14 protein-coding genes are annotated in these 14,707 nt (G+C 64.7%); 11 read left to right on the top strand and 3 right to left on the bottom strand.

Annotation, left to right across the window (positions count from 1 at the left end):
* Positions 1-87 precede the first annotated feature (87 nt).
* Positions 88-867 (bottom strand): SDR family oxidoreductase, encoded by a 780-nt coding sequence (locus L8K25_RS10645; protein ID WP_242138891.1) that lies wholly within the window; start codon positions 865-867, stop codon positions 88-90.
* Positions 868-1,132: 265 nt separating this feature from the next.
* Here L8K25_RS10645 and L8K25_RS10640 point away from each other — a divergent pair, with 265 nt between their 5' ends.
* The 10 genes from L8K25_RS10640 (at position 1,133) to arsH (ending at position 10,368) form a co-directional block, all read left to right on the top strand.
* Positions 1,133-2,836 carry a beta-xylosidase gene (locus L8K25_RS10640; RefSeq protein WP_242138890.1) on the top strand — a complete coding sequence of 568 codons (1,704 nt, stop codon included), beginning with the start codon at positions 1,133-1,135 and terminating at the stop codon, positions 2,834-2,836.
* A gap of 102 nt (positions 2,837-2,938) precedes the next feature.
* The gene (locus L8K25_RS10635; RefSeq protein WP_242138889.1) at positions 2,939-4,099 is read left to right on the top strand and encodes an IS30 family transposase; all 1,161 of its coding nucleotides are present in this window, start codon (positions 2,939-2,941) and stop codon (positions 4,097-4,099) included.
* Between the two features lie 215 nt (positions 4,100-4,314).
* On the top strand, positions 4,315-4,590 hold the full coding sequence (locus L8K25_RS10630; RefSeq protein WP_242138888.1) for an HU family DNA-binding protein: 276 nt from the start codon (positions 4,315-4,317) through the stop codon (positions 4,588-4,590).
* Positions 4,591-4,888: 298 nt separating this feature from the next.
* Complete coding sequence (locus L8K25_RS10625; protein WP_242138887.1) at positions 4,889-5,767, top strand: aldose 1-epimerase family protein; 879 nt, start codon at positions 4,889-4,891, stop codon at positions 5,765-5,767.
* Positions 5,768-5,796: 29 nt separating this feature from the next.
* The gene (locus L8K25_RS10620) at positions 5,797-6,564 is read left to right on the top strand and encodes an SDR family oxidoreductase (protein WP_242138886.1); all 768 of its coding nucleotides are present in this window, start codon (positions 5,797-5,799) and stop codon (positions 6,562-6,564) included.
* A 1-nt stretch (position 6,565) separates the two neighbouring features.
* Positions 6,566-7,459, top strand: coding sequence for a glycosidase (locus tag L8K25_RS10615; protein ID WP_242138885.1), 894 nt, complete (start codon positions 6,566-6,568; stop codon positions 7,457-7,459).
* 97 nt (positions 7,460-7,556) lie between these two features.
* Positions 7,557-7,886 carry a metalloregulator ArsR/SmtB family transcription factor gene (locus tag L8K25_RS10610; RefSeq protein ID WP_242138884.1) on the top strand — a complete coding sequence of 110 codons (330 nt, stop codon included), beginning with the start codon at positions 7,557-7,559 and terminating at the stop codon, positions 7,884-7,886.
* 13 nt (positions 7,887-7,899) lie between these two features.
* Complete coding sequence (arsC, locus tag L8K25_RS10605; protein WP_242138883.1) at positions 7,900-8,325, top strand: arsenate reductase (glutaredoxin); 426 nt, start codon at positions 7,900-7,902, stop codon at positions 8,323-8,325.
* Entirely contained in the window at positions 8,325-9,611 is a 1,287-nt protein-coding gene (locus L8K25_RS10600; protein ID WP_242138882.1) for an arsenic transporter, read from the top strand. Before arsC ends, L8K25_RS10600 begins: the two co-directional genes overlap by 1 nt.
* A gap of 10 nt (positions 9,612-9,621) precedes the next feature.
* Positions 9,622-10,368, top strand: coding sequence for an arsenical resistance protein ArsH (gene arsH, locus L8K25_RS10595; RefSeq protein WP_242138881.1), 747 nt, complete (start codon positions 9,622-9,624; stop codon positions 10,366-10,368).
* A 64-nt stretch (positions 10,369-10,432) separates the two neighbouring features.
* Here arsH and L8K25_RS10590 read toward each other — a convergent pair whose 3' ends face one another.
* Together L8K25_RS10590 and L8K25_RS10585 are read right to left on the bottom strand one after the other, a co-directional pair.
* Positions 10,433-11,188, bottom strand: coding sequence for a hypothetical protein (locus L8K25_RS10590; RefSeq protein WP_242138880.1), 756 nt, complete (start codon positions 11,186-11,188; stop codon positions 10,433-10,435).
* Positions 11,189-11,617: 429 nt separating this feature from the next.
* Entirely contained in the window at positions 11,618-12,898 is a 1,281-nt protein-coding gene (locus tag L8K25_RS10585; protein ID WP_242138879.1) for a divalent metal cation transporter, read from the bottom strand.
* A gap of 455 nt (positions 12,899-13,353) precedes the next feature.
* Here L8K25_RS10585 and L8K25_RS10580 point away from each other — a divergent pair, with 455 nt between their 5' ends.
* Complete coding sequence (locus L8K25_RS10580; protein ID WP_242138878.1) at positions 13,354-14,661, top strand: hypothetical protein; 1,308 nt, start codon at positions 13,354-13,356, stop codon at positions 14,659-14,661.
* Positions 14,662-14,707 lie beyond the last annotated feature (46 nt).

Genomic DNA, 14,707 nt, shown 5'->3' with positions numbered 1-14,707 from the left:
GGTCCGCGTCCTCCGGCGTTCCGCGGATGGGGTCGTCGCTTTCTTCGTCAGCCAGGGTCCGGCCATGCGCCGCGTTCCCCCGGTGGCTCACATCAAGGTATCGATCACGCCCCCGTCGACGCGAAGAGCAGCCCCCGTCGTGGCCGACGCCAAGGGCGACGCGAGATAGACGACCATATTCGCCACTTCTTCGACCGTCGCCGCGCGCTGGATGATCGAGCTGGACCGGTGCTTCTGCACGAACGCCGCGGCGACGTCCGCGATCGGCTTGCCGGATCGGGCACGCTCCGTCTCCAGCATCGCCTCGACGCCCTCGGACAGTGTCGGGCCGGGCAGCACCGAGTTCACGGTCACGCCGGTGCCGGCCATCCGCTTCGCAAGCCCCCGCGCGAGAGCAACGTCGGCGGTCTTGCTGACCCCGTAATGGATCATCTCGACTGGAATGTTGAATGCCGATTCCGACGCCAGCAGGAGGAAGCGCCCCCAGCCTTTTTCTTCCATCCCCGGCAGATATGCTCGCGCCAGTCGTACGCCAGCCATCACGTTGATCTGCCAGTGCCGGTCCCAGGTGGCGTCGTCGGTCTCGAAGAAGTCGGCAGGCTGGAAGATGCCAAGATTGCTGACGACGATGTCCGCCTGCGGCACCGCAGCGAACAGGAGATCATGGCCCTCGACGCTGCCGAGATCGGCGGCTACGCCGCGCGCACTGCCGCCGATCCGCGCGACCGCGGCGTCGACCTTTTCCGGCGTTCGGCCGTTGAGCACCACCGCCGCACCCGCCTTTGCAAGCCTCTGCGCGATACCGAAGCCGATGCCTTCGGTCGAACCCGTGACGAGAGCGGTCTTGCCTTGGAGATCGATGTTCATGGGTACGTCCTTTGATCGCTGGAGCTGAAAGCGCGCGCCAGCGAGATGGTGTGGCTTGCTCCGATCTTGTAGCCCCGATCGCATGAGCGAAGCCGCGGCCGGCAACGCCCTTTCGGGCTGCCCAGGTGCGCCGCATCCCAGGAACGGGCGGCAGGCCGCCTGCCCTGGCGCGTTGCGCCTTTCCGTCCAAGCGCTTGCACATCAGTCCCGTCGTCCGCATCCTCCACGGGCATGGGCAGGTGGTGACACAATGAAACGGCTTGGAATGATGACAGCCGCGGCGATGGTCGTCTGCGCACCCGCCTGCGCCCGTTCCGATCCTGGCACCCCAAGTTTTCCGGTCACCATCGCGATCGATGCAGGCAGTCCGGGAAAGCCCGTCGACCCGGTCTGGCGTTTCTTTGGTGCGGACGAACCCAATTACGCAACGATGAAGGACGGCCGCAGCACGTTGGCGACATTGGGTTCCCTCGCCCATGATCGCGTATACTTCCGAACCCATAATCTGCTGACGTCGGGCGACGGCACGCCTGCCTTCAAATGGGGGTCCACCGGCATCTATTCCGAAACTCCGGACGGGCGGGCGATCTACAACTGGAGCGTTGTCGACCGGATCTTCGACACGTACCGCGCCCGTGGGGTCAAACCCTATGTCGAACTCGGCTTCATGCCGCAGGCCCTGTCGACCAAGCCCCTCCCCTATCAACACGACTGGCGACCGGGCAGCGGCACGTTGCGGACCGGTTGGGCCTATCCGCCGCGCGATTACGGTCGTTGGGAGGCGCTGATCCACGCGTGGGTGCTGCACTGCATCGCACGCTATGGCCGCCAAGACGTGGCAAGCTGGTATTTCGAGACCTGGAACGAAGCCAATTTGCCGCAATATTATTGGGGTGGCACACGCGAAGAGTTCTTTCGCCTGCACGACGCTGCCGTCCGTGGCGTGCGGCGGGCCTTGCCGGAGGCGCGGGTCGGCGGACCGGACAGCGCGGGCGCCGGTGACGATTTCCTCGCGGCGTTCATGGCGCACGAGCAAGCGGCCGGGATGCCCCTCGACTTCCTCTCCTTCCACGCCAAGGGCCAGCCCGAAGTCATCGCGGACGCGAACGGCCGTCATGTTCGCATGGGCTTGAACGCGCAGCTGAAGGCGGCCGATCACGAGTTCGCCGCGATCGCCGCGAACCCTGCCTTCCGGAACACGCCCATCATCATCGGTGAAGCGGACCCGGAAGGCTGTGCGGCCTGTCAGGGTCCGGCCAACGCCTACCGCAACGGCACCCTGTACTCGAGCTATACGGCCGCCGCGTTCCCGCGCCTGTTGGCGCTCGCGGGGCGGCGTGGCCTGCATCTCGAGGGTATCCTGTCCTGGGCATTCGAATTCGAGGATCAGGCGCCGTTCGCCGGTTTCCGGCAACTGACCTCGAATGGCATCGATTTGCCGATCATGAACCTCTTCAAGATGTTCGCCAAAATGACGGGGCGGTATCTCCCGGCCACGTCCGACCATCAGGTCGCGTTGGACACGGTACTGCGTGACGGCGTGCGCGACACCGCGGACGTCGGCAGCGTCGCCAGTCTCGACGGAGACGCCGTTTCAGTTCTGGTCTGGCACTATCACGACGACGATCAACCCGGACCAAAGGCCGAGATACACCTCCAACTGCGCCGCTTGCCGCGTGCGTTCGCGCGGGGCGTTGCGCTGACGCAGTATCGGATCGACGCGGACCACTCGAACAGCTTTGCCACCTGGCGCGCGATGGGATCGCCGCTGGCCCCCACGAACGAACAGCGGGCGGCGTTGCTGAAGGCCGCTGAACTTGCGACGATGGACCCGGATCCGGAACAACTTCGCGTCCATGGCGGTATCGCCAGCCTGGCGTTTGCCCTGCCGCGACAGGGTGTCTCGCTGCTGGTCATGAGCCCGGTGCCGCGCGCGGCAGCACATCGATCGGTCGCTGTCGACCACTAGCGAAACGGCGCGAACGCTGGGGCTTCGACAGCACCATGGTCGAAGGGTGGGTTCAACCGGTCAGCGCAACGCATCATTCTCGAGGTGAGAGGGGTGCAAGCGATGAAGCAGCGGAAGCGGATCTACTACTCGGCCGAGCAGCGTTCGGAGATTTGGGACCGATGGCGACGCGGCGAGTCGATGAGTTCGATCGGACGACGGTTTGATCGGGAGTCCTCATCAGTGTTTTCGGTGCTGTCGCCGTCAGGTGGCATCCGACCTCCCGAGCGCAGGCGAGCGGCACGGGCCCTGAGCCTGACCGAGCGCGAGGAGGTCTCCAGAGGCTTGGTCGCGGGGCGCTCGCTACGGGCGATTGCGGCGCAGCTTGGCCGGTCGCCATCGACGATCAGCCGGGAGGTAGGGCGTAACGGAGGGCGGGACCGCTACCGCGCGACGGTGTCTGATCAGGCGGCCTGGGAGCGTGCGCTGCGCCCCAAGCCCTGCAAGCTGGCTTGCTATCTGGCCTTGCGCCGAACAGTGTCGGCGAAGCTGCGCCGCAAATGGTCGCCCGAGCAGATTGCGGGCTGGCTGGGGCGCCGCTTCGCCGACCAAGAGCAGCACCGCGTGTCACACGAGACGATCTACAAAAGCCTTTATATCCAGGCACGTGGCGTGCTGAAGAAGGAGCTGCTCGAGCATCTGCGGGCCAAGCGTACGATCCGGCGCTCGCGCCATGCCAGCCTGAAGCGCGACGGGCTCGGCCAGATCAGGGACGCGGTCCCGATCAGCGAACGGCCGCCGTGCGTCGAGGACCGCGCCGTGCCCGGGCACTGGGAGGGCGACCTCATCTCGGGCGCGCGCGGCAGCCATGTCGTGACGCTGGTCGAGCGGCAGTCGCGCTACGTGATCCTGGCCAAGGTCGCGAACAAGCAGACCGCGACCGTCGTCTCAGCGCTGATCGGGCAGGCGCGCAAGCTCCCCGGAGACCTCTGCCGGTCGCTGACCTGGGACCGCGGCAAAGAACTTGCTGACCACCGACGCTTCACCCTCGCGACCGATGTCGAAGTCTACTTTTGCGATCCGCATAGCCCCTGGCAGCGCGGCACCAACGAAAACACCAACCGGCTCCTGCGCCAATACCTGCCCCACGGCATCGATCTCTCCACCTTCAGCCAAGCCCAGCTCAGCAACATCGCCCGGCAGCTTAACGAACGACCCCGAAAAACCTTGAACTACGAAACGCCCGCTGAGATGTTCGCCAAAGCCGTTGCGTTCACCGGTTGAACCCACCCGCGATTGCGGACGTTCGGAACCCGGCCGCCCATTTCCGCATCCGGACTTCAGTGAGCGGGGCGCATGCGGTCACGGGTTGACCGATCCCGTCTGTGCGCTTCCAGCACCACCCACCGCAAGATCGTGCCTGGCGGCGAAGAGCGACTGGTCACGACGCGCTCGGCCCGCTAGGGGGCCGGCTCCCTATCACAGACAGGACATGTCCCATGAACAATGCCGAGCTGAACGAGAAGATCGCGACCGCCAACGACATCTCCAAGGCAGACGCCAAGGCGATCGTCGACAGCGTCTTCGCAGCGATTGCCGAAGCGGCGCAGGCCGGGGAAGAAATCGCACTTGCCGGGTTCGGCAAGTTCAAGGTCAAGGACAGCCCCGCGCGCGAAGGCCGCAACCCGTCGAACGGCGAGACCATCCAGATCGCGGCATCCAAGAAGCTCGGCTTCGCGCCCGCCAAGGCGCTCAAGGATCGTCTGAACGGCTGATCGGTCGTCGAGCATCGGGATCCCGAGCGATCCCGATGCTCGATCGCCCTTGCCGACACCGCGCGCAATTTGATCCTACGACCGGGCACGCCGCCACCGCGGCTGAGATCCGCGGTCGGCATCCACGGACAGGCGTGAGCCCCATCGGTTCACGAGACCGGGACGCGATCCCTCCGGCGCGCGCGCGGCACCATGAACAATAATTCATTCGTGTTTTCGGAACGTTGCTGGCTTTGTCGGGGCCGCCCGTCATCCGGCCCGCTCGCGCGGTCGATGACATCTGACCCACGGGAGCAGCATGTCGGTGGAAGTGCCAACCATCTCGTCCGGGGGGATCTCTGCGGGCATCTCGCAGCTTGGTGCGGAACTCCAGTTTCTGCGCGACGGGCATGGCCGCGACTTGCTGTGGGATGGTGATCCCGCGGTCTGGCATGGGCGCGCGCCGATTCTGTTTCCGGTGATCGGCTTGCTCGAAGGCGGATGCTATCGGCTCGACGGCCAGCGCTATGCCATGCCAAAACACGGTTTCGCACGCCATTCGACGTTCGATATCATAGACCAGGCAGCGGACGCGGTGACCTTCCGGCTGTCGGCATCCGAGCAGACTCGCGCCGTCTATCCGTTCGCGTTCCAGCTGGACATCCAGTTTTGCGTGTCGGCAACGCAGCTGCGCGTCACGGCGGACATCGCCAATTTCGGCGACGTCCCGATGCCGGCAAGCTTTGGGTTCCATCCGGCGCTACGGTGGCCGCTCCCGTTCGATCAGCCGCGTGCGATGCACACGATCCGGTTTGCGCAGGACGAACCTGCGCCGATCCGCCGGATCAACGCAGACGGTTTTCTCCTGCCCGATCCGCAGCCGACGCCCGTTTCCGGCGATACGCTGGTACTGCGCGATGACCTGTTCGTCGCCGATGCGGTCATATTCGATCGCCTGAACAGCCGCAGCGCAAGCTATGGTCCCCCGGTCGGTCCCCGGCTGGCGATCGACTTCGCCGACTTCCCGACGCTGGGGGTGTGGACGAAGCCGGGCGCCGACTTCCTATGCATCGAACCATGGCAGGGCTTCGCCGATCCGGTGGGCTACGCCGGCGACCTTCGTGACAAACCCGGCATCCTCGAGATTGCGGCGGGATCGAGCAAGCGGCTCGCCATGTCCCTGACCCTCACGACCTGATGACATCCCCGCACAAAGGAGCAAAGACGATGTTCGATACCAGCGTGGCAATCGTGACGGGTGGGGAATCGGGCATCGGCGCCGCTTGCGCAAAAGCGCTTGGCGATGCCGGGGCGCGGGTCGTGATCACCTATTTCAAGGATGCGGCCGCGGCGCAGCGGGTATGCGAATCAATCGGCGGCGAGACGCGCGCGATCGCCGTTCAGGCCGACGTCGGCGACGAATCCGCGGTTGCACGACTGTTCGACATGGCGGAAAAGACGTTCGGCACCGTCAGCTTGCTGGTCAATTCCGCAGGCCTGAACATGAGCGGCGTGTTGCTGGCGGACATGGAACTGGCACAGTTCGACCGCGTGATCCGATCGGATCTCTACGGCCCCTTCTTGACGTGCCGCGCGATGGTGCGGCGGCTCGAAGCGAAAGCGATGAAGGGGCGGATCGTCAACATTTCCTCGATCCACGAACGCGCGCCGCGCCCGGGCGGGGTGGATTACGATTCCGCCAAGGGTGGGCTGTCGCAGCTGACGGCGACGCTTGCCCTCGAACTCGCGCCGAAGGGCATCGCGGTCAATGGCGTCGCGCCCGGGATGATCCTGACGCCGATGAACCAGAGCGCGCTCGACAACGCCGCCGAGCTTGCCGCCAAGGAAGCCGCGATTCCCTGGCGACGCGCCGGGCGGCCCGACGAGGTTGCGACACTGGTCGTGTTTCTCCTGTCGCCCGCCGCCGACTATATCACCGGCACCACGGTGACGATCGACGGCGCATTGTCGCTCACCGTCGCGCAGGGGGCCTGACATGGCGGTGGACTTCAACGTCGAGCAGATCGACCCGCTCGGGATGGTCGGCAACGAGGCGGTCTCGCGCCGCGACCTGATGAGCCCTTACGTCTGGGGTCTGGATGACGGCAGCTACGCCATGCTGGTCCGTGCCGTACCGCGTCCTGGCGAGACGGGCGACACCGGCACGATCTGGTATGCGACGAGCAGCGACGGGCTGCGCTTCACCGCCAGCGATACGCCCGTGCTTGCCCCTGGCCCGGGCTTGGACGACATCGGCGGCTGCGAGGACCCTACCCCGGTGTTCCGAACGGATGGCAGCGTGGTGATCTATTATACGGGCGTCGACGCTACGCACTCGCATGGCGAAATGCTGTACGCCACCGGTCCCTCGATCGACTGTCTGACGAAACAGGGGGTCGCGATGCAGAACACCCCGAGCCAGGGCAACATCAAGGAGGCGACGGTCGATCGCACCAAAGGCGGCGGCTGGCGCATGTTCTACGAGTTCGCGCGGGACGAAGCATCACTCGTCGGTCTGGCGATCAGCGATGGCATCGCGGGACCGTGGACCGATGAGCGCGATCCGTTCGCGCCGCGGACGGACAGTTGGGATAGCTGGCATCTTTCGACTGGTCCGCTGCTGACGACGGACAAGGACCGCCCGGTGATGTTCTATAATGGCGCCACCCATGACGCGCGCTGGCGGATCGGGTGGGTCGCGTTCGATGCCGAATATACCACGGTCGTCGGGCGCTGCATCGAACCGCTCATCACGCCGCCGCCCGCACTGGAACGGACGGCGACCGACATCGCATTCGCAGCCTCGGTGGTCGTCGTGGGCGAGCAGATCTGGCTCTATTACTCCCTGGCCGACACACATCTGTACCGCGCGATCCTCCGCCGGAGCTGAACCCCGACGAAATCGTACGATCAAGTTTGTAGGGCAATCGTCCCATCGGCTTTCCCCGATGGTTGACGGTCGGAATTCCATCGTATAATCCCGATGGATGCCGCCCGACGATGCCCTCGCCATTCTCGCCGCGTTGTCCCACCCGACGCGACTGGGCGCGTTTCGGCTGCTCGTTCGACAGGAACCCGACGGCCTTTCCACCGGCCAGCTGGTGGACCATGCGGGTCTCACGCAAAGCACTTTCTCGACGCATCTCGCGGTGTTGGCGAAGGCGGGGCTGATCACCTCCGAGAAACGCGGGCGCCAGGTCATTCAGCGCGCGAACATCGATGCGCTTCGCGACCTCATGCTGTTCCTGGCGAAGGATTGTTGCGAGGGCCGTCCGGAACTGTGCGAGCCGCTGCTTGCCGAACTTACCTGTTGCTGACCGGAAGAGCGCCATGACCGACATCGTCATCTACCACAATCCTGCCTGCGGCACGTCCCGCAACACCCTTGCGTTGATCCGCAACTCGGGTGTCGAGCCGCATGTGGTGGAATATCTGAAGACCCCGCCAGCGCGCGCGTTGCTCGTTCAGTTGATCGCACGCGCGGGGCTGCAACCCCGCGATCTGCTGCGGGAGAAAGGGACGCCCTACGCCGAGCTCGGGCTGGGCGACGGTACGCTTTCGGACGCGGTACTGGTGGACGCGATGATCGAGCACCCGATCCTGATCAATCGGCCGCTGGTCGTCACGCCGCTGGGCGTCAAACTCTGTCGTCCATCCGAAGCGGTCCTGGATATCCTGCCCGACGCGCAGCTTGGCGCGTTCGCCAAGGAAGACGGCGAACCAGTCGTCGATGCCACGGGTCAGCGCATCGCCTGATGCTTGCGGCCCTGCTGATCTTCGTCGTCACCATTGTTTTCGTGATCTGGCAGCCGAAAGGGCTGGGCATTGGCTGGAGCGCGATGGCGGGTGCCGGCGTGGCGTTGCTGGCAGGTGTCATCGGGTGGGGCGACGTGCCGGTGGTCTGGCACATCGTCTGGAACGCGACCGCCACGTTCGTCGCGATCATCATCATCAGCCTGTTGCTGGATGAAGCCGGACTGTTCGAATGGACGGCGCTTCACGTCGCGCGCTGGGCCGGCGGCAAGGGTCATCGACTGTTCGCGCTCGTGGTGCTGCTGGGCGCTGCCGTGTCTGCTTTGTTCGCCAATGACGGCGCGGCCCTGATCCTGACGCCGATCGTGCTCGCGATGCTGCGCGCCCTCGGCTACGGGCCGAAGGCCACGCTGGCATTCGTAATGGCGGCTGGCTTCATCGCTGACACCGCCAGCCTGCCGCTGGTGGTCTCCAACCTCGTCAATATCGTCTCCGCGGACATCTTCCGGCTTGGTTTTGGGGCCTATGCGCTGGTGATGCTGCCGGTCGATCTCGCGGCGGTCGGCTCGACGTTGCTTGTGCTCTGGCTATATTTCCGGCGCGACATTCCAGCCGGCTACGACGTGGGCAAGCTCCGTTTGCCCGGCGCTGCGATCCGCGATGCTGCCACGTTCCGCACGGGTTGGGCCATGCTGCTCCTGCTGCTCATCGGCTTTTTCGTCCTTGACCCGCTCGGCGTTCCGATCAGCGCGATCGCTGCATCGGGGGCGGCGGTGTTGCTGGCGGTCGCCGCGCGCGGTCATGTCATCGCCACCCGCAAGGTGCTCCTCGGTGCCCCGTGGCAGGTCGTGATCTTCTCGCTCGGCATGTATCTCGTCGTTTACGGTTTACGCAACCAGGGGCTCACCGACTATGTCGCTGTCCTGCTGAACCGAGCCGCAGCGGGCGGGGTATGGGGGGCGGCGTTTGGCACCGGGATCCTTACGGCGGTGCTTTCGTCTTTCATGAACAACATGCCAACGGTCCTGATCGGGGCGCTATCGATCGAGGCGAGCCACGCGACTGGCGCGGTCCGCGAAGCGATGATCTACGCCAATGTGATCGGCTGCGACCTCGGACCCAAGCTGACGCCGATCGGCTCGCTCGCGACGCTCTTGTGGTTGCACGTGCTCGGGCAGAAAGGCGTGCCGATTGGTTGGGGGTATTACTGCAAGGTTGGCGTCGTGCTGACGTTGCCGGTGCTGCTGGTCACGCTGGCAACCCTCGCCCTGCGGCTCACGCTCGTCTGAAAGGTTCGCCATGTCCCGGCTCCGAACATTTGCCGATTCTGACCATCTTCCGGCGCTGGACCGGTCGTTCGTCCTCGACCGACCCGGGCTCGGCTTGGGGGCGGACCAGCCAGCGCCGCGCATCCTGCTGCTCTATGGCTCGTTGCGCGCACGGTCGTTCTCGCGGTTATGCGTGGAGGAAGCCGCGCGCCTGCTGACGTTGTTCGGCGCCGAGACGCGCATCTTCGATCCATCCGACCTGCCTCTGCCCGATCAGGCGCCAGGCGACGACCATCCGGCGGTGCACGACCTGCGCGCGCTATCGCTATGGTCCGAAGGGCAGGTCTGGTGCAGTCCAGAGCGGCATGGCCAGATCACCGGGGTAATGAAGGCGCAGATCGACCATCTGCCGCTGTCGATGGGTGGCATGCGCCCCACCCAAGGCCGGACCCTTGCCGTCATGCAGGTCTCGGCCGGGTCTCAGTCGTTCAACAGCGTGAACACCTTGCGCCTGCTCGGCCGCTGGATGCGGATGGTCACGATCCCCAACCAGTCCTCGGTCGCGATGGCGTATAAGGAGTTCGGCGACGACGACCGCATGCGCGCCTCCGGCTATTATGACCGGATCGTGGACATAATGGAGGAACTCATCCGGTTCACCCTCTTGGTGCGACCGCATGCCGCACAACTGGTTGACCGCTATTCCGAGCGCAAGGCCGCTGGTCCGGCCGTAACGCCCGCGTCCGAACCGGCCGCACGGGCCACAGGCAACGGCTAGTATTTGAGGAATGCCGGGTTCGTCAGCGGTTCGCTGACCAGAGCCAGGGCGCCGATCGAAGAGATCATGCCGCCGGCTTCGCGAAACACCATAGCTCCTTCGCCAGCAACCGCGGCCGCGGACACGCGCCTGCGGGCAAGGGAAGCCGCGATCCCGGGCGCCAGAGCCCAAGGCGCTCCTGAAGATTGGGCATTTCGGAGTCGAGGACCGCCAGCGGGTTTCCATCATCGTAGCGGGTCGCGCTCCGGTAGCGGAGCGTCTGCCTATACCGCCCGCCGGCACCGAGCTGGTTGACCGTGATCCAGAAGCCGAACGGGGCGTTGCGCGTGGGCTCGGCGGAGAGGATCGCGCCGCGGAGTGGCCCTGACGCCACATAGCGGATCTCCTGATTGTTGTTTGCTCCCGTCTGCCTCGCGTATACGGCTACGAATCCGTCGCTGGCAGCGTCGAACACGAGCGCCGTGGTCGCAACGCGCTGATCCCCGTCTCCGCTGTGCAGGCTTGCCACTTGAAGGAACAGGAGCGGAACATCGGGGCGCGGATGGACGACGCGGGCGTCGTTGAGGAAATGCGGCTCCGTATAAAGGTCGGTCTTGTCGGTAACCGTCAGCAGCCGGTTCAGGCTGGGGCGGCATGTCTTACCTGCGTCCCGACTGATGCACAGCCGAACGACACCCGGCGCTTTCTCGGCCGGATCGCCGAGCGGGTCGGAAATCTCGGGACCTTGCGACGCCGTGAACCGCCAGTGCCCGCTCATGGCGAATGCCCGGGAGAGATCGATCGACGACAGCATGGCATCGGCGGCGGGATGCGCTGCCACGCCGCCGGTCGCATGACTTCCGCTCGATGCAAGGCATAGGGCCCCCGAGAGGACTATGATGACACCGCGTGCACGCATCCGACGTCTCCGGCAGATCCCGTCTGCACGCCATGCTCGTGCGAACAGGCCGTCGTGTCCAGCGGAATTCCGGAGGCTTGGACAGCGGCGATCTTCTACGCTCGACCCGGTATCTGAACGCCCGGACGGGTTCATGACCGGCGACGGATATCGCGCGTTCATCCCCTGATCATGGGTGAACCGTCGGTCATACGTGAGGGCAGCGCGCTGGCGACGGCCAGACTTGCGTTGAAGAGGACTGCCGGATGGACGCCCTCGCGCCTTCGGACGCGACGTGAAAGCGCGGTGTCCTGTTCCGTCGGCCTCTGGTTGCTGCCAGCCACAGGACGGCTCAGGCCAGAACGAAGAAGCCTACCGATGCCGCCCCATGACTGCGGTTGCAACCCCTCCGGCGGCGACCATGGCAGGACTGAGCGTAAGCCGTCCCATGACTCGCTTGTTCATCGCGATCATGATCATGACCGCCATCAGCGGCGCGGCGAGTACGCCATTGACGACCGCGCTCCAATAGAGCGCCTTGATCGGGTCGATGGCGGTGAAGTTGAGGGCCGCGCCAGCCAGCGTCGCGACCGCGATGACGGCATAGAACGCGCGCGCCTCGCGCGGCTTGCGCCGCAAGCCCGACGTCCAGCCGAACATTTCGCTGACGCCGTAAGCGGCAGACCCTGCAAGGACCGGGATCGCCAGCATACCCGTGCCGATGATCCCGAGCGCGAACAACCCGAAGGTGAACACGCCAGCGATCGGCCGCAATGCTTCGGCCGCCTGCGACGAGGTCTGGATATCGGTAATGCCGTGGGCATGCAGCGTGGCCGCCGTCGCGATGATGATAAACAGCGCGATCAGGTTGGAGAACCCCATCCCGACGATCGTATCCGCCCGTATCCGGGAAAGCTCGGCAATCGCGGTTTTCGGCGTGACGCACAGCGGCTTCACATGGCGGCGATGCTGCTCCTCCACCTCCTGCCCGCTCTGCCAGAAGAACAGATAGGGGGAGATGGTTGTCCCGAGGATCGCCACCAGCGCCATGGCGTGCGCGGCGTCGAACGTGAAGGACGGGAACAGCGTGGCGGTCATCGCCGATCGAAGGGAGACGTGCGAGGCAAACACCACGCCGACATAAGCGAACAGCGACAAGGTCGACCATTTGAGGACCGCCGCATAACGCGGATAGTCCATGAAAACCTCGAGCAGAACGCAGATGATCCCGAACAGCAGCGTGTAGATATGCTCCGGTCCCCCGATCAGCAGGCCGACCGCTGCCCCCATCGCCCCCAAATCGGCACCGAGGTTGATGACGTTGGCGACAACGAGCAGCAGGACGACCAGCCGCAGGAGCGATCGCGGATAATGCCGCCGAAGATTCTGCGCGATGCCGACGCCGGTCACGCATCCGATCCGTGCCGCTATCTCCTGCGTCACTACCATCAAGGGATAGCTGAACAGCAGGATCCACCCGAGGCTATAGCCGAACTGAGCGCCCACTTGGCTGTATGTTGCGATTCCGCTGGGGTCATCATCGGCCGCGCCCGTGACGAGGCCGGGGCCCATGACGGAGAGCGCGCGTTCGGCCCAGGGTCGACGATCCTCGACTGCGGCAGAGGGTGGAGTCGCTTCGTTAGAACCGGTCATTGCGGCCTCCTGCGCCCACATCGGCAGGGACGTCGCGCGAAGCAATGCCTACAGGGTCCGACGGTGGACCGCATATGAATTCACGGACATGTCATCACTCGACCGATCGTGTAGCGGTCGGACCGGAACCTGCGCTTGCTCCTTCATCCCCATCGTCCCGAGCGGCGCTGCGCTCTTATGACACGATCGCGCCATCAACACGCTCCGCTCGAGCTGGCGACCGTCATCGCGGCGAAGCGGGTAAGTCTGAGCGCTAATATTTCCTATTGCTTGTCCCCTTTATCTTGCGGGCGCAATATCTCCATCGAATCAAACCGGACACACCGAATTGCTGGGCAATCCACAGTATTGCTGACACTCGGCTGGTTCGCCATCATGCGACCAAACACCTTGGTCTTGCAATTACACTCTGCCTCGGAGCGAGCGCCATGTTCCACCGCAGCGGACCGTGTATAATGATCGCAACGATGCTTTCTTGTGCCTCACCGGCTGCGTCGCGTGCCAGAACGGCCGTGCCTGTCGAACGCTTTCTGGCCAGTATCGGCGTCAATACGAGCTTTCCGGATCGTGGCCAATCGCTCGAAAAAACCATCGACATGCTGAAATTTGGTGGATTCCGATGGGTCCGCGCAGGCATCGAGGGCCTGTCGGACGACGGACCGTCGACAATCCGCACCATGCTGAAAATCCATCGGGCCACCGGGGTCACGTTCAGTTGGGGATTGCTCAGCGGCGGCACGGACATCGCCAAACTCGTTGCTACCGGACGGGTGCTTGCCCAGTCCTCGGCTCTGCTCGCGTTCGAGGGCAATAACGAGCCCAACAATTGGCCTGTCACCGTGGACGGCGTCCCGGGCGGCGGCCGCGGTCTGTCGTGGCAGCCAGTCGCACGCCTGCAGCAGCGGCTCTACGCCGCCGTCAAGGCCGATCCGCAGCTGGCACGCTATCCGGTGTGGTCGATATCCGAGGCTGGCGCCGAAACGGACGACGTCGGCCTGCAGTTCCTGACCATTCCGCCCCGCGCGGGGTTGGCGCTTCCAGCGGGCACGCGCTTCGCCGACGCGGCGACGCTGCACAATTACCCGAGGCGGACCACGCAAAGCCCCCTCCCCGACAATCTCGCCTGGAACGCGGCAGATCCCTCGGTCGCTTCACAAACTGACGGACTTTACGGGAATTACGGCAGCACATGGCGCAATCACTTCAGGGGCTATAGCCAGGCTGACCTCGATCGCCTGCCCCGCGTCACGACCGAAACCGGCATCACCCTGAGCGGGATCGTGGACGAGGAAACGCAGGGAGCCATGCTGCTGGATATCTATCTCGCGCAATTTGCTCGCGGGGTTTCGAACACGTCGGTCTATATCCTGCGCGATCGGACGGACGAAAGCGGCAACCAGACCTTCGGCTTCTTTCGCCCGGACTATACGCCACGCAAAGCCGCGGTCTATTTGCACAATTTTACATCCATCCTCAACAGATCAGGTCCCGGCCGGAGAAATGCCGCGCTGGACTATGAGATCATCGCCCAGCCCGATACCGTCCATGATCTTGCATTGGCGGGGCGCGGCGGCCGTTCGTTGCTCATCGTCTGGGACGAGCTTGGTCACGGAGAGGATCACCCGGTCATCGACCTCAAAGGAAAGCACGCCATTGCCGTGTACGATCCGACCGTGGGCGCGAGGGCGATCCTGCGGATGGCCGACTGCTCCCATCTGCAACTCAGCCTTACTGATCATCCCGTCATCATAGAGCTCAACTGAACTGGGGCTGATCGTTGCAGTCGGGCGTCGTCGCCAACGGCGCACG

Source organism: Sphingomonas sp. TREG-RG-20F-R18-01, assembly GCF_022662475.1.
Lineage (GTDB): Bacteria > Pseudomonadota > Alphaproteobacteria > Sphingomonadales > Sphingomonadaceae > Sphingomonas.
Note: the sequence above shows the minus strand (reverse complement) of the source record. Positions and strands in the feature narration are given on the sequence as shown.

What these genes read in the sequence shown, in the direction of transcription:
- L8K25_RS10585 (WP_242138879.1), bottom strand. Translation starts at nt 12,898, where the DNA reads ATGACCGGTTCTAACGAAGCGACTCCACCCTCTGCCGCAGTCGAGGAT.
- L8K25_RS10620 (WP_242138886.1), top strand. Translation starts at nt 5,797, where the DNA reads ATGTTCGATACCAGCGTGGCAATCGTGACGGGTGGGGAATCGGGCATC.
- L8K25_RS10600 (WP_242138882.1), top strand. Translation starts at nt 8,325, where the DNA reads ATGCTTGCGGCCCTGCTGATCTTCGTCGTCACCATTGTTTTCGTGATC.
- arsH (WP_242138881.1), top strand. Translation starts at nt 9,622, where the DNA reads ATGTCCCGGCTCCGAACATTTGCCGATTCTGACCATCTTCCGGCGCTG.
- L8K25_RS10615 (WP_242138885.1), top strand. Translation starts at nt 6,566, where the DNA reads ATGGCGGTGGACTTCAACGTCGAGCAGATCGACCCGCTCGGGATGGTC.
- L8K25_RS10640 (WP_242138890.1), top strand. Translation starts at nt 1,133, where the DNA reads ATGATGACAGCCGCGGCGATGGTCGTCTGCGCACCCGCCTGCGCCCGT.
- L8K25_RS10625 (WP_242138887.1), top strand. Translation starts at nt 4,889, where the DNA reads ATGTCGGTGGAAGTGCCAACCATCTCGTCCGGGGGGATCTCTGCGGGC.
- L8K25_RS10635 (WP_242138889.1), top strand. Translation starts at nt 2,939, where the DNA reads ATGAAGCAGCGGAAGCGGATCTACTACTCGGCCGAGCAGCGTTCGGAG.
- L8K25_RS10645 (WP_242138891.1), bottom strand. Translation starts at nt 867, where the DNA reads ATGAACATCGATCTCCAAGGCAAGACCGCTCTCGTCACGGGTTCGACC.
- L8K25_RS10610 (WP_242138884.1), top strand. Translation starts at nt 7,557, where the DNA reads ATGCCGCCCGACGATGCCCTCGCCATTCTCGCCGCGTTGTCCCACCCG.
- L8K25_RS10630 (WP_242138888.1), top strand. Translation starts at nt 4,315, where the DNA reads ATGAACAATGCCGAGCTGAACGAGAAGATCGCGACCGCCAACGACATC.
- L8K25_RS10580 (WP_242138878.1), top strand. Translation starts at nt 13,354, where the DNA reads ATGATCGCAACGATGCTTTCTTGTGCCTCACCGGCTGCGTCGCGTGCC.
- arsC (WP_242138883.1), top strand. Translation starts at nt 7,900, where the DNA reads ATGACCGACATCGTCATCTACCACAATCCTGCCTGCGGCACGTCCCGC.